Source organism: Bacteroidales bacterium, from assembly GCA_035647615.1.
GTDB lineage: Bacteria > Bacteroidota > Bacteroidia > Bacteroidales > 4484-276 > SABY01.
The window spans coordinates 166,058-186,255 of the sequence record DASRND010000036.1 but is presented as its reverse complement, the minus strand read 5'-3'; the positions used below and the strand labels follow the sequence as shown (position 1 = coordinate 186,255).

At 45.8% G+C, this 20,198-nt stretch carries 18 protein-coding genes and 1 pseudogene; 13 read left to right on the top strand and 6 right to left on the bottom strand.

Annotated features, from left to right (window positions below; genetic code table 11):
• Window positions 1–12 precede the first annotated feature (12 nt).
• The 6 genes and pseudogenes from VFC92_12925 to VFC92_12900 all read left to right on the top strand — a co-directional run bounded on the left by VFC92_12925 (window position 13) and on the right by VFC92_12900 (window position 6,341).
• Window positions 13–504 (top strand): DUF5606 domain-containing protein, encoded by a 492-nt coding sequence (locus VFC92_12925; protein ID HZK09083.1) that lies wholly within the window; start codon window positions 13–15, stop codon window positions 502–504.
• 5 nt (window positions 505–509) lie between these two features.
• The gene (locus VFC92_12920) at window positions 510–1,568 is read left to right on the top strand and encodes a quinone-dependent dihydroorotate dehydrogenase (protein HZK09082.1); all 1,059 of its coding nucleotides are present in this window, start codon (window positions 510–512) and stop codon (window positions 1,566–1,568) included.
• On the top strand, window positions 1,555–2,076 hold the full coding sequence (gene cobO, locus VFC92_12915; protein HZK09081.1) for a cob(I)yrinic acid a,c-diamide adenosyltransferase: 522 nt from the start codon (window positions 1,555–1,557) through the stop codon (window positions 2,074–2,076). Before VFC92_12920 ends, cobO begins: the two co-directional genes overlap by 14 nt.
• Before the next feature lie 19 nt (window positions 2,077–2,095).
• The gene (locus tag VFC92_12910) at window positions 2,096–2,689 is read left to right on the top strand and encodes a uracil-DNA glycosylase (GenBank protein ID HZK09080.1); all 594 of its coding nucleotides are present in this window, start codon (window positions 2,096–2,098) and stop codon (window positions 2,687–2,689) included.
• A gap of 410 nt (window positions 2,690–3,099) precedes the next feature.
• Window positions 3,100–4,914, top strand: a pseudogene (gene rpsA / locus VFC92_12905) (30S ribosomal protein S1).
• 506 nt (window positions 4,915–5,420) lie between these two features.
• A complete protein-coding gene (locus VFC92_12900) occupies window positions 5,421–6,341 on the top strand; it encodes a ribonuclease Z (protein HZK09079.1) in 921 nt (306 codons plus the stop codon).
• Between the two features lie 62 nt (window positions 6,342–6,403).
• On the opposite strand, the gene rplS is transcribed toward VFC92_12900, so the two are convergent.
• A complete protein-coding gene (gene rplS / locus VFC92_12895) occupies window positions 6,404–6,757 on the bottom strand; it encodes a 50S ribosomal protein L19 (protein HZK09078.1) in 354 nt (117 codons plus the stop codon).
• A gap of 759 nt (window positions 6,758–7,516) precedes the next feature.
• On the opposite strand from rplS, the gene VFC92_12890 reads away from it, so the two are divergent.
• Both VFC92_12890 and VFC92_12885 read left to right on the top strand, forming a co-directional pair.
• The gene (locus VFC92_12890) at window positions 7,517–10,177 is read left to right on the top strand and encodes a T9SS type A sorting domain-containing protein (GenBank protein HZK09077.1); all 2,661 of its coding nucleotides are present in this window, start codon (window positions 7,517–7,519) and stop codon (window positions 10,175–10,177) included.
• A gap of 55 nt (window positions 10,178–10,232) precedes the next feature.
• Entirely contained in the window at window positions 10,233–11,834 is a 1,602-nt protein-coding gene (locus VFC92_12885) for a T9SS type A sorting domain-containing protein (protein HZK09076.1), read from the top strand.
• Window positions 11,835–12,033: 199 nt separating this feature from the next.
• Here the strand turns inward: VFC92_12885 and VFC92_12880 are convergent, their stop codons facing one another.
• Genes VFC92_12880 through VFC92_12870 form a run of 3 tightly spaced genes read right to left on the bottom strand, consistent with a single transcriptional unit; the run spans window position 12,034 to window position 15,158 of the window.
• Complete coding sequence (locus tag VFC92_12880) at window positions 12,034–12,786, bottom strand: shikimate dehydrogenase (protein HZK09075.1); 753 nt, start codon at window positions 12,784–12,786, stop codon at window positions 12,034–12,036.
• 48 nt (window positions 12,787–12,834) lie between these two features.
• Window positions 12,835–13,749 carry a DUF368 domain-containing protein gene (locus VFC92_12875; protein HZK09074.1) on the bottom strand — a complete coding sequence of 305 codons (915 nt, stop codon included), beginning with the start codon at window positions 13,747–13,749 and terminating at the stop codon, window positions 12,835–12,837.
• A complete protein-coding gene (locus VFC92_12870) occupies window positions 13,746–15,158 on the bottom strand; it encodes a tetratricopeptide repeat protein (protein ID HZK09073.1) in 1,413 nt (470 codons plus the stop codon). Before VFC92_12870 ends, VFC92_12875 begins: the two co-directional genes overlap by 4 nt.
• Window positions 15,159–15,220: 62 nt before the next feature.
• On the opposite strand from VFC92_12870, the gene glmM reads away from it, so the two are divergent.
• Window positions 15,221–16,612, top strand: a complete 1,392-nt coding sequence (glmM, locus tag VFC92_12865; GenBank protein ID HZK09072.1) for a phosphoglucosamine mutase — start codon at window positions 15,221–15,223, stop codon at window positions 16,610–16,612.
• A 142-nt stretch (window positions 16,613–16,754) separates the two neighbouring features.
• A complete protein-coding gene (locus VFC92_12860; GenBank protein HZK09071.1) occupies window positions 16,755–17,042 on the top strand; it encodes a hypothetical protein in 288 nt (95 codons plus the stop codon).
• A gap of 109 nt (window positions 17,043–17,151) precedes the next feature.
• On the opposite strand, the gene recR is transcribed toward VFC92_12860, so the two are convergent.
• Window positions 17,152–17,772, bottom strand: coding sequence for a recombination mediator RecR (recR, locus tag VFC92_12855; protein ID HZK09070.1), 621 nt, complete (start codon window positions 17,770–17,772; stop codon window positions 17,152–17,154).
• Window positions 17,773–17,912: 140 nt separating this feature from the next.
• Between recR and VFC92_12850 the strand changes: the two genes are divergently transcribed.
• From VFC92_12850 to VFC92_12840, 3 genes are all read left to right on the top strand, one after another.
• Window positions 17,913–18,680, top strand: coding sequence for a hypothetical protein (locus VFC92_12850; GenBank protein HZK09069.1), 768 nt, complete (start codon window positions 17,913–17,915; stop codon window positions 18,678–18,680).
• Between the two features lie 145 nt (window positions 18,681–18,825).
• Window positions 18,826–19,143 (top strand): type II toxin-antitoxin system RelE/ParE family toxin, encoded by a 318-nt coding sequence (locus VFC92_12845; GenBank protein ID HZK09068.1) that lies wholly within the window; start codon window positions 18,826–18,828, stop codon window positions 19,141–19,143.
• A gap of 4 nt (window positions 19,144–19,147) precedes the next feature.
• Window positions 19,148–19,474: a helix-turn-helix transcriptional regulator gene (locus VFC92_12840; GenBank protein ID HZK09067.1), complete on the top strand. Its 327-nt coding sequence runs from the start codon at window positions 19,148–19,150 to the stop codon at window positions 19,472–19,474.
• A gap of 21 nt (window positions 19,475–19,495) precedes the next feature.
• On the opposite strand, the gene VFC92_12835 is transcribed toward VFC92_12840, so the two are convergent.
• Window positions 19,496–20,158 (bottom strand): HAD hydrolase-like protein, encoded by a 663-nt coding sequence (locus VFC92_12835; GenBank protein ID HZK09066.1) that lies wholly within the window; start codon window positions 20,156–20,158, stop codon window positions 19,496–19,498.
• Between the last annotated feature and the right edge of the window lie 40 nt (window positions 20,159–20,198).

Here is a 20,198-nt window from a genome sequence, read left to right as displayed (position 1 = left end):
TTAAAACATCATATGGATTTAAAAAACATCTTATCAATATCGGGCAAGTCCGGTTTGTATAAAAATATCGGACAGTCTAAATCAGGTGTCATCGTCGAAAGCATCACCGACGGAAAACGTTTCCCGGCATTTGCCCACGAGCGCATCAGCTCATTGGCCGAAATCAGTGTTTTCACCCATGGTGAAGATGTGCCGCTTGCCGACGTGTTTCGCAAGGTTTTCGACAAGTATGAAGGTAAAGAAGTGCTCGATGCGAAATCTAACGGCGCTGAATTACGGGCTTTTATGCTCGAAGTGTTGCCCGACTACGATGAAGAGCGGGTGTACACTTCCGACATCAAAAAGTTGGTAACCTGGTACAATTTGCTTGTAGCCGGCAACATGATGGAATTCACCGACGAAGAAACCAGCCAACCAGAGGAGGAGGCTTCAGAAGAAGCTCCCACCGAAACTTCCACAGAAACTCCCACCGACACCGATACAGAAGCTGGGGACAAACAATAATCCCGATGTATCGGCACCTTGTTCGCCCCTTGCTTTTCCGCATCAACCCCGAGCGCATCCATCATCTGGTAGCGTCGGGTTTGCAGCTTACCCATGTGGTTCCAGGAGCAAAGCAGCTTATGAGTAGCATTACTTCGGTAACGCACCCTTCGCTGGAACGGGAGGTGTTCGGATTAAAGTTTCGTAACCCGGTGGGCGTAGCAGCAGGTTTTGACAAACAAGCCACGCTTTACAATCAACTGGCGCATCTTGGTTTTGGTTTTGTCGAAATAGGAACCATCACCCCGCTGCCGCAATCTGGTAATCCCAAGCCACGCCTTTTTCGGTTGCCTGCCGATCAGGCGCTGATCAACCGGATGGGCTTCAATAATATCGGCGCAGATCAGGCTGTCGAGAATCTTAAAAAGCGAAAGACCGATATCGTCATTGGTGGGAACATTGGAAAAAATACCGTTACACCCAACCACAAAGCTGTGGACGATTATGAAATCTGCTTCCGCAAACTTTTCGATTACGTCGATTACTTTGTTGTTAATGTGAGTTGCCCCAACATCAGCAATCTCAGCGAACTGCAGGATCAGGATAAGCTCATGCTAATCCTCAACCGCCTGCAGCAAATCAACCACAGCCACAGCAAAACCAAACCTATCCTACTCAAAGTATCTCCCGATCTGAACGATGGTCAGCTCGAAGAAGTGATAGATATTGTAGCCCAAACCCAGATCGACGGCGTAGTGGCTGTGAATACCACCGTTACCCGGCACAATCTCAAAACGCCTGATAAGCGGGTAGAACAGATCGGCAATGGTGGTTTGAGCGGCCTGCCGCTGCGAGATCGTGCTACCGAAGTAATCCGCTACCTGGCACAAAAATCAGGAAAATCGTTTCCGATCATTGGTGCCGGCGGCATTTTTACACCCGACGATGCCATCGAAAAATTACAAGCCGGCGCCGACCTGGTGCAGGTTTACACAGGATTTGTGTATGAAGGACCACTCATCGCCCGCAACATCAACCGGCAGCTGGTTTTAATGGATAAAATTTTTAAAAATGAAAAAAAATAAGGGATACATACATCTCTACACAGGCAACGGGAAAGGGAAAACAACAGCAGCAATAGGTCTGGCGATAAGAGCTGCCGGAGCTGGCAAAAAAGTTTTTATCGCTCAATTTGTAAAAGGAATGCACTATTCCGAATTGGACGCTTTAAAAAGATTTCCTGAAATTGAAATCCGGCAATATGGTTTGGATTGTTTTATAAAAAATGAGCCTACCCAAAAAGATATCGACGCAGCCCGAACCGGACTTGCTGAGGTTACTAAAGTAATAGCCGAAAACAGTTTTGATATCCTTATCCTGGATGAAATTTGCATTGCTTTGTATTACCATCTTTTTGAAGAAGAAGAAATTGTAAATTTGCTCAAATCCAGGCCAAAAGAAATGGAGATTGTTTTGACCGGGCGCTATGCCCCGCAGTCTCTTTATGAAATTGCCGATTTGGTTACAGAAATGAAAGAAATAAAGCATTATTATAATGACGGCGTAGAGGCCAGAAAGGGTATAGAATTTTAGCAGGCAAAATTTATCTCAGATGAAAGTATTCAGTCCATCCGAAAAACAAGATTCACTCGACGTTCTTAACTATCAGATCAGGGTTTGCACCAGGTGTGGCTTGTCGGCTACACGAAAACATGCGCTCACCGGCGAAGGAAATATTGGCGCCGTCCTTCTTTTTGTTGCGCTCTCGCCCGGAGCGAAGGAGGATGCCGGGAACAGGATGTTTATTGGTCCATCGGGTCAGGTTTTTAATAATTTGCTGCACAAAGCCGGAATTGAAAGGAAATCAGTTTTTATGACGAATCTGGTGAAATGCACTTTGCCACGAAACCGCAAGCCGGTTCCAAATGAAATTGAATCGTGCAGCTCTTTTTTGGAGGATGAAATTGCAATTATCCAACCTCAAATCATTGTTCCTTTGGGATCTTATGCCACCTATGCAATTTTGGCAAAGTATCAAACCGACCCTTCCGCACCAGAAATGGTTTTTAAAAATATAAATGGGCGATTGTTAGATTTGGGAGGAACAAAAATATTTCCGCTCACACATCCCTCGGCCTTGCTGTACAATCCATCCTTTGAAGCCGGAACTATCGAAAGCTACAAAAATCTAAAATCACTGTTGTGATACCACAAAGTGATATTTTTTATACTTTTGCACCCTCATTTTTGCAGATAATGGTTTTGATGCCTGAATATCAATTATCTGCATGTTAACAACGATGTAATAACCCGGATGATAAGGCAGCATCCACAACAATTTATTTTTTAATGGATAACGAACAAGAAAAGTTAAACCAGGAATCTTCTGAGGAGAATCTAACTTCTGCCGCTGCCGCTGGTAGTACAATTGAAGATGACGCAAAGCCCGAAGGTGCCATCACGCCCGAAGAGGCCGAAGAACAAGCCGAAGTACAGGCTGAATCGCAGATGAGCAAAGAGGAAGCCGAGGAAGTGGCAGCTGAGATGATTACCGAGTCTGCCGAGGCAGAGCCGCCTCATCCCGAAGCAACCGAAGAACCTTCAGAGGAGCCTATAATGCCCGCCGACGACGAGCCTAAAGGCAAGCCCAAGCATGAGCATCATGACACTCCTGCTGATCCCGGCGATTTCGACTGGGATGCGGCTGATAAAGGTCTGGACAACTACACAACATCAGAACGTGAAAAGCTCGAAGAGCTTTACGGCCAGACTTTCAGCTCTGTTGCCGAGCATGAAGTAGTTACAGGTACTATCTCTGCGCTCAACGACCGCGAAGCTGTGGTAAACATCAATTTCAAATCGGATGGTGTGATCCCCCGCGCTGAGTTGCGCTACAACCCCGATCTGAAAGTAGGCGACCCGCTGGAAGTTTATGTGGAAAACCAGGAAGACCAAACGGGTCAGCTGATTCTTTCGCACAAAAAAGCACGGATACTCAAATCATGGGAGCGTGTTAATGAGGCTTTCGAAACTGAAGAGGTGATAAAAGGCCACGTGAAGAGCCGTACCAAAGGTGGTTTAATTGTCGACGTATTCGGCATTGAGGCTTTCCTGCCAGGTTCACAAATTGACGTGAAACCCATCCGCGATTATGATATCTATGTAGATAAAGTAATGGAGTTTAAAGTGGTGAAAATCAATCACGAGTACAAAAATGTGGTTGTTTCGCACAAAGCACTCATCGAACGCGAACTCGAACAGCAAAAAGCCGAGATCATTGCCAAACTCGAAAAAGGTCAGGTGCTCGAAGGTACCGTTAAGAATATCACCTCTTACGGTGTATTCGTCGACCTGGGTGGCGTTGACGGTCTGGTGCACATCACAGATTTATCATGGGGCCGTATCAACCATCCCGAAGAAATCGTGGAACTCGACCAGAAAATCAAAGTGGCTATCCTTGATTTTGACGAAAGCAAAAAACGTATTGCTTTAGGCCTTAAGCAGCTTACCCCACATCCATGGGATGCGCTTGATCCTGAAATGAAAGTAGGTGATAAATTAAAAGGAAAAGTAGTTGTGATTGCCGATTACGGCGCTTTTGTAGAGATAGCTCCCGGAGTAGAAGGATTGATCCACGTTTCGGAAATGTCGTGGTCGCAGCACCTTCGCACCGCTCAGGATTTCCTGAAAGTAGCCGATGAGGTTGATGCCGTTATCCTTACCCTCGATCGCGAAGAGCGCAAAATGTCGCTGGGCATGAAGCAACTCATCCCCGATCCATGGGAAAATATCAAAGGGCGTTACCCTGTTTCTTCCAAACATAGCGCTGTGGTGCGCAACTTCACCAACTTCGGAATCTTTGTAGAACTCGAAGAAGGTGTGGATGGTTTGATTCATATCTCCGACCTTTCATGGTCCAAGAAAATAAAGCATCCTGCCGAGTTCACCAAGATTGGCGAAGCCATCGAAGTGATCGTTTTGGATGTGGATGAAGAAAACCGTCGTCTGAGCCTGGGCCACAAGCAGCTCGAAGAAAATCCATGGGATGTCTTCGAAACTGTTTTCACCGTTGGCTCTATCCACAAAGGAACCATTGCCACAGCTACCGACAAAGGTATGGTGGTGACGTTGCCTTATGGTGTGGAAGGATTTGCTCCCACGCGTCATTTGCAAAAAGAAAACAACAGCATGGCCAAAGTCGACGAATCACTCGACTTTAAAGTCATTGAGTTTTCTAAAGAAAATAAAAAGATCATCCTTTCGCACAGTCGCGTGTTCCAGGATGTGCTCTCTGCCGAGAAATCCAAAGAAGATAATGAACAAAAAGCTCAGGCCCGTTCCAACAAACAGGTTGTGAGAAAAATGAAGGATAACCTCGAGAAAACCACTCTGGGCGACATCAGCGAACTGGCTGAGCTGAAATCGGAGATGGAGCAGGCCGCACGTGAAAAGCTGGAAATTCGTGCCCGCAAGCAGGAAGAGAATGATCAGGAGAAAGCTGACGAAAGCCAGCTGCTTGCAGAAGCTACTGAAGTTCCTGAAGCTCCCGAAGATGCTGCCGAAACCGACGACGCTAAGGTAAAGGAAACTAAAAAATCCAAAGCTGGTGCGGATAAAGAAAAAGTAGAAGCCTCTGACGAGAAAGCTACCGACGAAAAAGTCGACGAACCGACAGAAAAACCTGCCGAAGAAAAGGCTGACGAACCGACTGAAGAACCTGTCGAAGAAAAAGCTGACGAACCGACCGAAGAAAAGGCCGGAGATGCTACCAAAGAAACCGACGAAGCCGACGAAAAGAAGAAATAATGCATCAGGCTATGCCGTGATATCTTCGCGGCGTCGATTTTATTCATAAATAAAAAAGCTGTTCTGCACTTTGTGGAACAGCTTTTTTTTATCTTCTACATTCAAAAACTATCTTTGCACAAAACAAACCCATGCAAGCACCCGTATTTACCGCCACTATTCTGGGCAGCAGTGCTGCCACACCCACTTCCACACGAAATCCGTCGGCAATTTTGCTCAACATGGACTACAAATACTATCTGGTAGATTGTGGCGAAGGCACGCAGATACAACTGCGGCGCATGCATTACAAGATTCAAAAGATCAATCACATTTTTATCAGCCACCTGCATGGTGATCATTTTTTTGGCGTCATCGGGCTTATTTCTACCATGCACCTGCTGGGACGCGACAAGGAATTACATTTGTTCGGTCCGTCCCGTCTCGAAGAGATTGTACAACTACAACTGGAAGCCTCGCAGACCGAGCTGGTGTATCCACTGATTTTTCATCCTACGCAAGCCGACAAAGAGGAAGTAATTTACGAGTCGGATAAGCACTTTGTAAAGTCATTTCCGCTTGACCATCGAATTGAAACTACTGGTTTTATTTTTGGCGAAAAGCCAAGACGACGCAAAATTGACAAAGAGTTTCTGCTAAAGGAAGATGTTCCGGTTGCCTGGATGATGCGCATAAAGAATGGCGCCGATTACGTTAGTCCTGCTGGCATTGTCTATCCCAACGCACAAATCACACGGCAGCCTCCGCCGCCACGCATTTTTGCTTACTGCTCCGACACACGTTACAATCCGGATATTGCGCAGTATGTGCAGGGTGCTGATCTGCTTTACCATGAAGCTACCTTTATGGAAGAACTCAAAGAGGTGGCCAGAGAGAAATACCACTCCACAGCCGCAGAGGCCGCTCTTACCGCCAGAGAAGCCGGAGCAAAGCATTTGCTCCTGGGGCATTTTTCGGCGCGTTACAAAAAGCTGGATGGGATATTAGAGGAGGCCACAGCTGTGTTTGCCAATACTTCTTTGGCAAAGGAGGGTGAAGTGACGGAGGTATGACCCCAAATAACAAAACCCCGCCAAAGGCGGGGTTTGAACACAAACATTATGAAAAACAAAAACTATACTCTTTTCTCTTTGATACGGGCTTTCTTACCACGCAGTTCGCGTAGGTAGAAAATACGTGCACGGCGCACAACGCCACGCTTGTTAACGACGATTTCCTCGATAAACGGTGAAGCTACCGGGAAAATTCTTTCCACACCTATGTTGTTGGAAATTTTGCGTACGGTGAATGTTTCGGTTGCGCCTTGTCCTTTGCGCTGAAGAACCACGCCTTGATATTTTTGTAAACGCTCTTTGGCGCCTTCCCTGATTTTGTACGTTACAGTGACGGTATCTCCTGCTTTGAATGCAGGCATCTCTTTAATTACGGTCAGGTTATCGACCAACGTTAATAATGATTTATTGCTCATTGTTGTAGCTTTTATTTTTCTCAAAAGGAGTGCAAAAGTAGACATTTATTTTAAAATAAAGCATTCCGGCTAGTTTATTTTCTAATATTTATTAACATTCGCTTCATTGGCGACAGAAATATTCTATTAACCTTCCTCAGGAAGTTGAGTTATCAACATTAAAAAAGTAAATACTGGGGTTGGTATTGAAATGAATTATCATGCTGTGCGTAAATCGAGAAATTGTTTTTGTGTTAGCTATTCCAAATCTCCCATGACTTCTCGGCCTGGAGGGTGAGCATTAGTGTATCATTTAATGCAGTGAATTTAACGGGTCGGGTAGAGTATTTGATCAGCCAGGGGGCAATAATTATTTATTTATTAAAAGATTTTGTTTTTGATAATTAATATTTTTTAACTTTGTTGCCTTAAAAAAAACGTTATGAACTAATTATTGTAGCAGGTAAATGAAAAGGCGTTCCCATATTTTTTTCCCACTTTCCGGAGTGGTCTCTGAGAGTCAGTTGTTTTGGGTGGCTAATTCATCTGGCATGCGGTTAACAGAACAGAACAGAACAGAACAGAACAGAACAGAACAGAACAGAACAGAACAGAACAGAACAGAACAGAACAGAACAAATAAAACATACCTACCCCCGCTATTTCAAAGTTGCATTTTCCCGATTGAAGTATCCTCCATAATCAGGTTGACAGCTCTCGCTAAGCACCGATTTCATTTTCAAAACATCATTTTTTCAAAACTTTTAAAATCTTATCTCTATGAAACAGATTTATTTTTTAATAGCTGCCATTTTGATTTTGGCGTCGGCAGCAAATAAGCAGGCCGTTGGACAACCGCCTGGCTCTTCTGAACCCCTCGTCATTAGCAGCGACACCTGGTTTACGGGCGAAATATTTGCCTGCAACGACATTATTGTGGAACCGGGGGTAACATTAACCCTGTTATCGGGCTGTGTTCTGCACATGCCGGCAGACCATAAAATGGTGGTGCAACGGCAGGCAAAATTATTCGTATTGGGCGCTACCATTACCGACAGCGGTGATGGCTACTGGGAAGGCATAGAGGTGTGGGGCAACAACAATGCATCGAGCCTGTTTTTCCAGGGATATGTTAGTTTAAGATATGGAGGTACGGTTTCAAATGCCAAATGTGCTGTTAAAGCCACCAGAATACGCGAAAACAGCGATGATACGATGTGGGAATATTCAGGCGGGTATGTGCGGGTTGATGACGGTAACCTGATTAACAATACAGTAGCAGCCTGGTTTTATCCCTATAGTGCAGGGTCGTCCTTCAGCGAATTTCTGAATTGTAACGTAACCATCAGCGATGGCTACGGCGGTGCCCAGCCACCCGATGCGCTGTTTAAAATGCAACTCATCAATGGTATTGGTTTTACCAATGTAACAATTGCTGACAACCGAATGGCTGCTCCTATGGTACTTACCGGCATAGAAGCCACAGGCTCCCGGTTTTTGGTAAATGGAACCAACAATGCCGGGGTTTACACCACTACTTTCAGCAACCTGTTGTATGGCATCAAGGTGCTGGGTACCCAGCCACTGAACAAGGTAACAGTGGACGAATGCGGATTTTACAACAACGTACGGGGCGTTTATTCCTCTGGAACAACCGGCGACAAAATAGTGCTGTGCCACTTTGAACCTTGGCAAAATGCAAGCCCCTTTTATGAGAACTATGGGGTGTATCTAGACCAGTGTACCGGCTACCAGGTAGAAGAAAACAGCTTTATCAACCCACAGCCTTCGGTGCGGCGGGGCAATGGTATTGTGATAAACCGCTCGGGAAGCAACCCCAACGAAATCTATCGCAACATTCTTGTGGGGCTTGACTATGGCATTGTAGCGCAAAACGAGAACCGGAGCCGCAGCGGCCTCACCGGCCTGTGCATAAAGTGTAACGACTTTGATGTGTGCAACAACGACATTGTGATCACGATCCCCACCGGCCTCGAAACGCCCGAACAGGGCATTGCCGCCCACCAGGGCGCCGGAACAGAAGATCCCAAGGATATGGCGGGTAACCTCTTTTATATCGAAAGCCCCAGACCCGATGGTGACTTTGACGACATTAACAACCAGGCCAATCATATAATTTACTATGTTCCTAATAATGCGTTACCCTCAAATCCAAGACTAATACCAGTGGATTATACGCGTCATTCTGTTACTGTTGTTGATGTCCTAAATGATTGGACTTTTGAATTGGGCTGCCCGTCACATCTTGTAGGAGGCGGCGGTAACAACAACACTGAAGCCTTGCTGGCCACTATAAATGAGGCTGCCAGCAATGCCGATTCATTGCAAAGCATCCTTGATGCACTAACGGATGCCGGCAATACACCACAACTGGAGGCAGAAGTATTTGGCAGCACGCCACCCGAAACTATGGAGCTGTATAGCCTGCTGATGAATACCTCACCCTGGCTTTCGGATACGGTGGTAAGTGCTGCGATAAATAAAGAGGAGGTATTGCCAGGAGCGCTGATGCGCGACATCATGGTTGCCAACCCCCACAGCGCCAAGTCGGAGTACCTATTGCAACAATTAGCCGACCGCTGGGAGCCTTTACCCGATTATATGATTGCGCAGATATTGCAGGGACGCAGCCTTGTATCGTTGCGCGAAGAAACAGGGGCAAAACTGGCAGCATGGCAGCTTAAGAAAAGCAGTGCTTTCAGCGCACTGGCAGCCTCCTTTCTGGCCGACACCCTCGATGCTGCAGCAGCGCTAACTGATTTATATATTTTGCTCGAAAGCGATGATGCACTGCACAGCAAATATCTGCTGGCGTTTTTGAAGCTACAGCACAACGCCACGCAGGCGGGCGCAGCCGTTTTGAGCGGCATACCTGCCTCGTTTGATCTGACTGCCGCACAACAACAGGCACATGAGCAACTGGCTGCTTACTACCAACTTCAGGCCGAATTGCAGGCAGATACCCTGCACGTGTTGCAACCCGATAACCTGGCGTTAGCCCAACTAAGCGGGATGGTAGCAGCGGGTAACGGGCTGTCGGCAGTATTTTCACGGAACGTGCTGCGTGCCTTGGCGATGACGGAATACCTCGAACCGGTGATTCTGCCGGATATGTACAAGGCTGCCGAAGCCGCCGATACCTATAACAAGCTGCTTGAGGCAAAGCCGCCGCAATACCTGATGGTGAAGCCTAACCCGGCAAAGGATTATGTGATACTTAGCTACCAGATGGAAAACGAAGGTATGGCAGGCATCGAAGTAAGGAGCCAGCAGGGCCATCTTGTATATGCCGGCCAAACCGGGAACATGCAGGACGAGCTAACCCTCGATACCCGTGGCTGGAAGCCGGGATTGTATGTGGTGTCGCTGATGCGCAACGGAAAGCTGATCGAAAGTACCAAATTTACTTTAGCCCGTTAGTATTAACCCGAATCCCGTGGCCACCGGCCACGGGATTCGTTAATAACATATAAAGATGAAAAATATCATATTTCAACTCTTATTGGTATGCCTGCCTACGCTGCTGGCGGGGCAAAACTACCGGTGGGAAGTTATCCACGGGGTACCCACACGCAATGAATCGGCGCGTCATGTCATGGAGGATTACGACAAGGGTTTGTTTGTTTCAGGTCGCAGTTGGATTGGCTACGAAGGGGATGCCTGGAGCATAAAGACGGATGTAAACGGAAACCTCCTATACGATAAAAAACTAAAGCATGAAGAATATACTCTGATAACCAATCAGGCTTGCTTTGATAGCGATGGGAATAAATATTTGTGTGGGATGGTACAAACAAAGACAGCCCAATGGCCCTATGTATCCATGCTGGATGTATGTGGCAACCTTGTGTGGTGTAAGATGCTGGATGATGATAATTTTAGCCATGGCTTTTCCCCTTCCCTGCTCATAAATAGCAACAATGAATTGATTGTATTGGTATGGTATGAAGGGAACTCTGACTTTAAAATTCATTTAGTAGCTTTTGATTTGTCAGGTAATCAGCTATGGAAGAAACCTTACGCTTCCAAGCATAAATATCCATTAATGGAGTTTCCCCACATAGAACACTTATTGTATTTTAAAGGGAGCTATTACATGGCTGGATATTGCTACTATCCATTTCCGAATAATCCTAATCATATGTGGCTACGCCCGTTGTTTATTGGCATAGATAGTTCCTTTAAAGAGAAATTCGTTATTCCTTTCATGGTTGAAGACAGTGTCATTGGGATGGCTGGCAGCTTGTTTCCTGTAAATGATAGCATTATTATGGCTGTGGGTGCAAGATACACTCTACCAGCGTTATATGAGATTGCTTCGTCCATGATGTTTATAAAAACAGATGGAAAGGAATTGAAGTATGTAGATATTCCAAACGACTCTATAGGTTCAGATGTAATAACCAGTTCCGCTGGCGAAATTGAAAGAATCAATGATTCTCTTCTTTTAATGATTTCCTTTTTTGGACCGGATAAAGTAGATAATCCAATTGGTGAAATTATTATTGATACTTCCGGGAATGTTTATAAGTTTCACACTGAATCATCATTTTATCCTATAACCATAGCGCTACATAAAACCTATGATGATAACTTTGTTTTAGCAGGTGCTAAGAAACAAAACAACTCTTTGTGGTTCGACATACTCCTGCGCAAAATAAATGCAGACCTGGAGTCGGTTGCTTTTGATACTACGCAGCGGGTGTACGACAGCTTGTGTCCGCACACCATCCAGTCGTCAACTTTAGACCTTACCGCCTGCCTTACGCCGGTAAATGTAAATGAGTTGCCACCACCGGATGTTTACTACGAGAGCCTGCGCTGGATACCGGTAAAGGCGTATCCCAACCCGGTAACACACGGAAAGCTAACGCTGGAGTTTGCCAACACCGGCCACCACCAAAATATGGAGCTGCGCTGCTTCGACAACCTGGGCAGAATAGTGCACAGCCAAAAGGTTTACAAAGACCAGCAGGATACCGAACTGCAGGTTTCAGCCTGGGCACCGGGTGTGTATCTCGCTATCGTTTTCAGCAATGGTGAAGCGAGAGGAAAGGCGAAGTTTATTATTCAATAAGATGGCGTAATATTTAGTGTTTCCAAGAAAACTATAACTGTTGAAAATCAGAATTTACCCCGACCCTAAAAAGGATTCTGATTTTCAACATTTTTTTTGCCGGGTCTAAATTCGATATTCCCTTTGGCTTGGTTCGGCTACGCTGGCTTCGACAAGCTCAGCCACCGCAGGGCAGGCTTTATTCGATATTCGTATTCAATTATAATTCTGAATTGCTACTCCAAATCTCCCATGCCTTCTCGGCCTGGAGGGTGAGCATCAACAGGCCGTTTTGTGTGGTGGCTCCGGCAGCTTTTCCTCTTTTTAGAAATTCGGTTTCGGCAGGATTGTAAATCATATCGAAAAGAAAATGTTGTGAGCCAAGCAGGTGATAGGGGATGGCCGGACATGCTTCAATATCCGGAAACATGCCCAGCGGTGTGGTGTTGATGATTAAAGTGTGGTTTTTTAAAAGTGAAGCATTCACATCGCGATAAGCTATTTGGCTATTGTTTTTTGGATTTCGTGAAACCGTCAAATAGTCGATTCCATTTTGTTGCAAAACATAGCGGGCTGCTTTTGCAGCGCCACCCGATCCAAGCACCAAAGCATGCTGCGCGTGTACTAATCCCTCGCAACTATTTTGAAATCCAAAAACATCCGTGTTGTAGCCCTTGAGCCATAAAGATTCCCCATGGCGCTTTATCACGATTGTATTAACAGCGCCAACTTTGCCGGCAACTTGATCCAGCTCGTCGAGCAGCGGCAGCACAGCTTCTTTGTAGGGTATCGTTACGTTGAGGCCCACCAAAGTTGGATCGGTATTTATAAAAGGAATCAGCTCATCGATTGAAGGAAGTGGTGCTAAGAGATGCCGGCATCTGGCAATGTTTTCGCGAAGGAACTTCTCATCAAAAAAAGCCTTCGAAAATGAGTGCGTCAGCGTTTTTCCGATAAGGGCGTAAGTTTTCATACTCTTTTGCGTGTGGCAAGCCATTCGATGGCTAAGATCAGCGGCTCATTATAATTCCGGCGTCGAAGTTTGTTTGCGTGTAGCAAGCCATTCGATGGCAAAGATCAACACAAAGCCCACTATGGCCAGCAAGATGGCGCCGTAAAGATGCGGATCGCCGGTATAGTTGTGTGGCAGTACGTTTTCCTGCAACAGCGGCTTGAGCACGCCGAACATCTCAATATCGTTTTTCCAGGGCCACACTTTGTTGAGTGAGCCGGCCATAAAACCCGCCAGGAGTGCGATGGTCTGGTGATGATATTTTTTTAATAAAAAAGCAAGCACATTAGAAAACGAAACAATTCCCACTACGGCTCCGGCGAGAAAAATAGCCAGGATGCCGATTTTTAATTCGCTCACAGCGCCCATGATGTAGGTGTATTTGCCCAGCAACAAAAGAATAAAACTGCCGGAGATTCCGGGCAAAATCATGGCGCAGATGGCGATGGCTCCCGAGAGAAAGATAAACCACCAGGCGTCGGTGGTTTCGGCGGGTGTGATTTCGGTGATGACGTAAGCAACCACAATGCCCGCCAGGAGCGAAAGCCAGGTGGAGAGATTCCAAACTTTAATTTGTTTGGCCACATAAATGGCCGAAGCCACGATAAGCCCGAAGAAAAACGACCAGATAAGCTCCGGGTAGTTTTCGAGGATAAAGGTGAGCAGCCGTGCCAGCGAAAGTACGCTGATGCCGATGCCCACAACGATGCTCAGCAGAAATGTACCATTGATGGCTTTCCAGAAAGCAGCTACTTTGCCCCGGAAAAGAAGTTTCAGATTTGGATAATTGATGCTTTTGATCGAAAAGATCAGTTCTTCGTAGATGCCTGTGATAAAAGCAATAGTTCCGCCGCTAACCCCTGGCACCACGTCGGCAGCGCCCATGGCCATGCCCTTGAGCACCAGGGTGAGGTATTTCATCATGCGTCTGTGTTTTTCTTGTATTGATCGATAAGATTGTGAAACTGAAGGTCCCGTTTGAGCTCCGGGAAGTATTCGAAGAATTGTTCATAAGCCGTAGCGTCCATGTGCAGCGCGATTTCAAAATTCTGATACGCTTCTTTGGTACGACCTTTTTTAGCCAGATACCCTGCCAGACGATAATATTGATCTGCGTTGGATGGCTGTGCTTCGATGCCGCGCATGATCACTTCGATGGCTTGCTTCAGATCTTGCAAATCGTACCACATACCCGAATATTCGAGCCACACATCCGGATGTTCTGCCTCGCGCTTGACGGCATCCTGATAATGGGTGATAGCCTCGTCAAGTTTACCATAACGAGCGCACATGTCGGCAAGTATTAGGGTGAAATCCATGTTGGATTCTTCTATTGATAAAGCTTTGCGGATATATTTTATAGCGGCCTTACCGTTGCCGGTACGATCGGAAACAATAGCCAGTCCGGCCCAGATATCAGAAACCTCGGGTTCGAGTCTGGCGGCAGTGCGGTAGTTGGTGTATGCATTTTCGAGATCATCCAGCTTTTCGTAACATTCGCCGATGTAATAATGTGTCATCCCGTCGGCAACTTCCATCTCCAGAGTTTCCTGGTAGTATTTGATAGCTTCCTGATATTGCTCCAAATTCGCCAGCGCATTGGCTTTGTTGAAATAAGCGGAAGAAAAATCAGGTGTTATGGCGATGACAAACTCGTAAGCATCGATGGCTTTTTCGTAAAGCTGTTGGTTAGAGTAGGCGATCCCCAGATTAAACCAGGCAATATCAGAATAAGGATTCTTGTCGAGAAAATCTCCAAAAAACGCAATGCCTTCAGCCTCGCGCCCAGCCAACTCATAGCAAAACGCCAGTTCATAAATCACTCCCTGGTTTTCGGGATTGAACTTGAGTGCTTTTACCAGGTATTCGATGGCCTGATCGTATTCTTTTATTTCTTCATACTCGAAAGCTATGCGGGTGTACAAATCATCTTTTTCATCGGAGTAGATAATGGCTTTTTCATACTCGCTGATGGCTTCTTTGTATTGCTTCAACTGGCTGTAAACAGCGCCTTTGGTAGCCAATATCTCCGGATTTTGTGGCTCAAGCACCTCTATCTTGTGCAGAATGTCCAAAGCTTTGGTGGTATTGTTTACATCAGCATAATATTGGGCTTTGCGCAACATAAAAACCGTCGACGATGGATGCTGCCGCATGGCATAGTCGATGGCCTTGCGTGCTTTTTTGGTAATATTTTGGTCGAGATAAAAGTCGATGATCTCTTCAAATTCCTCAACGTCAAAAAAATACATCTTATCCTGTCTGATCATTTCATCAAACTTGCCGACCAGGTCGTTTACATCGTGGCTGAAAGGATCAAAATCTTCTGTCATAAAACATTCTTTAATAATCCCGGCAAAATTAGCGATAATTTTACTTTTGCAAAAAAGTAATTATGGCACTTATCAAAAGCATTTCAGGAATCCGCGGCACAATCGGTGGCGCTCCAGGCACAGCGCTCACTCCGTTGGACATTGTACGATTTACGTCGGCTTACGCGCGTTTCATTCAGCATCAAAGCAATACGTCACGCATCACCGTTGTAGTAGGGCGCGATGCCCGCATCTCCGGAGCCATGGTAAATGCGCTCGTAACAGGCACTTTGATGGCGATGGGCGCTGATGTGATCGATACCGGACTTTCTACCACGCCCACAGTAGAAGTTGCGGTGACAGCCGAGAAAGCCGATGGCGGGATAATCCTCACTGCTAGTCACAACCCGGCACAATGGAATGCGTTGAAGTTGCTCAATCGCCACGGTGAGTTTCTCTCAGCTGCTGATGGCGAAGAAATTCTGCGACTTGCCGATTCTGACGAAATCCAATTTGCGGAAGCAACCGAATTGGGAATACTTGTTATGCGCACCGGCACCATCGATCAGCATATTCGTCAGGTACTCGACCTCGACTTGGTGGATGCGGAAGCCATTCGCAAGGCGGATTTTAAAGTCGTTATCGATGCCGTCAATTCTACCGGAGGCATTGCCATTCCGGCGTTGCTGGAGTCACTTGGCGTAAAAAAGATCAAGAAACTCTATTGTGACCCAAACGGAAATTTTCCGCACAATCCCGAACCCCTTCCCGAAAATCTCACCGAAATAGCAAAAGTGATGCGCGAAGGCGATTATGATGTCGGTTTTGTGGTAGATCCCGACGTGGACCGGCTTGCTATTATTTGTGAAAATGGCGAAATGTTTGGCGAAGAATACACGCTGGTGGCTGTAGCCGATTATGTGCTCAGCCATACGCCTGGAAATACGGTGAGCAACCTTTCGTCGTCGCGGGCTTTGCGCGATGTCACCATTTCGGCGGGCGGGAGTTATGAGGCTTCGGCAGTGGGAGAGGTGAACGTGGTGGAGCTGATGAAGAAAACTAACGCTGTAATCGGCGGCGAAGGTAACGGCGGCATCATTTATCCTGCGGCGCATTATGGCCGCGACTCGCTGGTGGGTGTTGCGCTATTCCTTACTTTTATGGCAAAGCAAAAAGCAACGCCTACCGAAATTCGCAAGCGTTATCCTGCTTATTTTATGTCGAAAAATAAAATCGAATTATCGCCAGCGCTGGATGTGGATTTAATTTTAAAGAAAATGGCTGCCCGTTACAGCCAGGAGCGCGTTACTACCATCGACGGCGTAAAAGTGGATTTTGAAAAAGAATGGGTACACCTGCGCAAATCCAACACCGAGCCGATTATTCGCATCTATGCCGAAAGCACGTCACCCGGACAGGCAAAGGTATTGGCAGAAAAAATTATTGATGAAATAAAATCCATTGCAGGAATTTAAAACCTGAATTACTACAAAACTCAGTTGTCACAATTTCGGTTTGTTAACAACAAAAAAACCAATTGTGGATAAGTAATAACGGGCTTTTGGGTGGGACACACGAGGATTTTCTATTTTTATGGCCGAAACAAAATGATCAGCTATGGCGCGTCAAAAAAAGAAAAAGCAAACTCCACATAAGTTTAGCACCGTCACCTTTAAACTCGGAAGGTTGCAGAAAAAGTCGCTCGACAAGTACTGTAAAGCGCGAGGACTTACCCGGATAAAGCTCATCAAAAAATCAATCGAACATTACCTGAACCTTCCCGACGACCAGCAGGTTCCCCAGTCATTTATTTCGCCCAACCAGCTCGATCTTTTTGAGGAGGCATTGCGCGCCAGCGAAGCCGAAGAAGAATATCAGAGGAACCCAATCGAAAAGCAAGAGTAAATCGCGGAGGCACGGAGACACAGAGGAAAAAATGAAGAAGAATAGCTTTATAATTCTCTGTGCCTTTGTGGCTTTTAGGTAAAAAACAATACGAACGGTAGCGCAGGTTTCAACGGGACATAGCATTTTCGTAAGGGTAACGCGTAATGATGGAGCGTCCCAGCGTTATCTCATCAGCATATTCCAGTTCATCGCCCACCGACACCCCGCGCGCAATGGCGGTTACTTTTACATCGAAATCCTTGATTTGTTTGTACAGATAATAATTGGTGGTGTCGCCTTCGATGGTGGCTGCCAAAGCAAAAATCACTTCTTTCACTTCTCCGGTTTGTAGTCTTTCTAGCAGACTATCGATGGTAAGGTCTTTTGGTCCGATGCCGTCCATGGGTGAGATTATGCCGCCCAGCACGTGGTACAAGCCACGGTACTGACTGGTTTTTTCGATGGCCATCACGTCGCGAATATCTTCTACCACGCAAATAATCTCGCGGTTACGGCGGCTGTCGCGGCAGATGTCGCACATTTCGCTGTCGGATAGGTTGTGGCAGGAGCGGCAGAATTTTATTTCGTTGCGTAGCGTCGTCAGAGAGTTGGCAAGTGCTTCAACGGTAATCTTTTCTTCGCCCAGCAGATGCAACGCCAGGCGCAGCGCCGTGCGACGCCCGATGCCCGGCAGACGAGAAAGCTCGTCAACGGCGTTTTCAAGAAGTTTGGATGAATATGTATTCATTGGTTTTGATCGTCTGGTTTTTGCAAAAGTAGTGCTTTGGTCTTGGGTGCTAAATAATGACCAAATTTTTCCGTTGTTTTGGTGCGATTATAAAAGAAGTTTTTTTATTACGCAAGAATCACCTGCTTAATTTTATGACAATGAAAATGAAAAATCTTTTGCTGATGATGAGTGTGGTTTTGATGTGGAATTTTGCAGCCATCGCGCAAACTTCTGACACGCTGAACCAAACCGACGCTCAGGGGCGCCGTCAGGGAACCTGGATAAAAAAAGATGCTACTGGGCGGCTGATCTACCGCGGACAATTTACCGATGATGTGCCTGTTGGCGAATTTATTTATTACGACGAGGCAGCGCGTATCAAGGTGCGGCAGATAATGAGCGACGGCGGAACGCGGGCAGCGACCAAATCATTTCATCCTGGCGGAGTGGTGCAGTCCGAAGGGAATTATCTCAATCGATTGAAATCAGGTGCTTGGAAATATTACGACCATTACGGCCAACTGCTTACCATCGAAAATTATCACAAAGACACGCTGCAAGACGACTTTTATATTTTTTATCAAAATGGTGATACTGCTGAAATCCTTCATTACGACCGCGGTTTAAAAGATGGTAAATGGATTCAATATTTTAAAGATGGAAAGCTAAAAACTGAAGGCGTTTTTGTAAACGACATCCTACACGACACTATCACTTTTTACCAGCCCAACGGCAAAGTGCGCGCTGCCGGCAGATACAACCACGGTTTGAAAACGGGAGCATGGGTGTATTATATCGAAAGCGGTGAGGTGGAACGCATTGAATATTTTGTGAATGGCATGAAAACTGGCCAGGAGGTGATGATTGAGCTGCCGGCCGAAAACTATGAGCCTATTGATGTTGAGGATTTCGACGATTCAAAATAAATGATGCGGGTTGCAAGAATAAAATTAATTGCTTTGGCTACATTCGGCCAAACGAAAACTTTTGCGTTTCCATATTTGGAAACTTTCAATATCTTTGCAACGTTGAACAAGGATAAATAAGATGAGGTATTTTGAAACTCGGTTTTTGGAAGAAGCAAGAGCATTTATAGCACAACTCGACTATAAAACTACCAAAAAAATCTTTTATAACTTGGATCTTGCAGAACAGACAAATGACTCTAAACTTTTTAAGAAACTGCAACATGACATTTGGGAGTTTCGGACTAAGTTTGCAGGACTTCATATTCGACTTCTTGCATTTTGGGATAAATCGGATAATAAAAAAGTTTTGGTGATTGCAACCCATGGTTTCATAAAAAAGTTTAGTAAAGTTCCTGCAAAGGAAATTAGCAAGGCATTAAAACTTAAGGATCAATATTTCGAAAGCAAATTAAAAAAGTAGTCATATGGCAGCCAAAGAAATAAAAACCTACTCGCTGGTTGAAATGAAAGACGAGTACATTGGTGAGGTTGGTACCACAGAAAGAGACGAATACGAGTACGAACTTCGCATGGATGTATTGGGTAAAATGATAAAATCAGCACGGCAGCAGCGTAACCTGACGCAAGAAGAATTAGGACAACTTGTGGGGGTTCAGAAAGCGCAAATTTCAAAACTTGAAAGAAGTGCTAATAGCGCAACCATCGACACCCTCATCAAGGTTTTCAAAGCATTGAAAGCTGAAATAAATTTCAACGTTAAACTTGAAGATAACTTTGTGAAACTGGCATAGGAATGATACAATTTTGATGGCTTAAAGCAGCTCCTTAAGACTTTCCAGCTTATCGATTACCAACGTCCCGCTTGCCTCTAAACGGTGGGCTGTTTGGTGTCCTCCCGAAAACAAAATACATTGCATGCCGGCACTTGTGGCTACTTCGTAGTCGTGCAGCGTATCGCCAATCATCAAAAGTTCACTAGCCTGCAATTCGCTGCTGGCCACCAGCAACCGTGCGTTTTCTTCTTTGCTGTGCGCATAATGATCGTTCAGCCCGTTGATACTTTCAAAAAACTTTACGTCGAGACACGCTCCAACAGAGGCCAGAAGCATTTGCTGCTGCATCGCCGAAAGGATAAATTGCCGGTAGCCGTGGTTTTGTAAATAACTGATAATTTGGTTGGCTCCGTTATGGATGCCGCAGCCGGGAAGCAAAACGCTGTAGTTATCAATGAACTCCATGGCAACAGCATCCCATTCTTCTTCATCGAAAAACAGGCCTGCCTCCTGATAATAATCACGCACCGGAAACGTAAAAATCTCACGGTAACGCTCCTGGCTCAAGAGTGGGAGCTGACGACTGGCGAGCATTTGGTTCATGGCGCTGAGGCTGGCGGCGATGTCGTCGAGCAGCGTGCCGTTCCAGTCCCACACGATGGCTTTGACGATGGTAAAATCTATGGGTCTTGTTGGTTTCAAATTGTTATCGGATTAGCGGTAATTTGTAAATTCGCAAAAA

Coding starts and splice junctions, on each gene's coding strand:
- VFC92_12925 (HZK09083.1), top strand. CDS start 13: ATGGATTTAAAAAACATCTTATCAATATCGGGCAAGTCCGGTTTGTAT.
- VFC92_12920 (HZK09082.1), top strand. CDS start 510: ATGTATCGGCACCTTGTTCGCCCCTTGCTTTTCCGCATCAACCCCGAG.
- cobO (HZK09081.1), top strand. CDS start 1,555: ATGAAAAAAAATAAGGGATACATACATCTCTACACAGGCAACGGGAAA.
- VFC92_12910 (HZK09080.1), top strand. CDS start 2,096: ATGAAAGTATTCAGTCCATCCGAAAAACAAGATTCACTCGACGTTCTT.
- VFC92_12900 (HZK09079.1), top strand. CDS start 5,421: ATGCAAGCACCCGTATTTACCGCCACTATTCTGGGCAGCAGTGCTGCC.
- rplS (HZK09078.1), bottom strand. CDS start 6,757: ATGAGCAATAAATCATTATTAACGTTGGTCGATAACCTGACCGTAATT.
- VFC92_12890 (HZK09077.1), top strand. CDS start 7,517: ATGAAACAGATTTATTTTTTAATAGCTGCCATTTTGATTTTGGCGTCG.
- VFC92_12885 (HZK09076.1), top strand. CDS start 10,233: ATGAAAAATATCATATTTCAACTCTTATTGGTATGCCTGCCTACGCTG.
- VFC92_12880 (HZK09075.1), bottom strand. CDS start 12,786: ATGAAAACTTACGCCCTTATCGGAAAAACGCTGACGCACTCATTTTCG.
- VFC92_12875 (HZK09074.1), bottom strand. CDS start 13,749: ATGATGAAATACCTCACCCTGGTGCTCAAGGGCATGGCCATGGGCGCT.
- VFC92_12870 (HZK09073.1), bottom strand. CDS start 15,158: ATGACAGAAGATTTTGATCCTTTCAGCCACGATGTAAACGACCTGGTC.
- glmM (HZK09072.1), top strand. CDS start 15,221: ATGGCACTTATCAAAAGCATTTCAGGAATCCGCGGCACAATCGGTGGC.
- VFC92_12860 (HZK09071.1), top strand. CDS start 16,755: ATGGCGCGTCAAAAAAAGAAAAAGCAAACTCCACATAAGTTTAGCACC.
- recR (HZK09070.1), bottom strand. CDS start 17,772: ATGAATACATATTCATCCAAACTTCTTGAAAACGCCGTTGACGAGCTT.
- VFC92_12850 (HZK09069.1), top strand. CDS start 17,913: ATGAAAATGAAAAATCTTTTGCTGATGATGAGTGTGGTTTTGATGTGG.
- VFC92_12840 (HZK09067.1), top strand. CDS start 19,148: ATGGCAGCCAAAGAAATAAAAACCTACTCGCTGGTTGAAATGAAAGAC.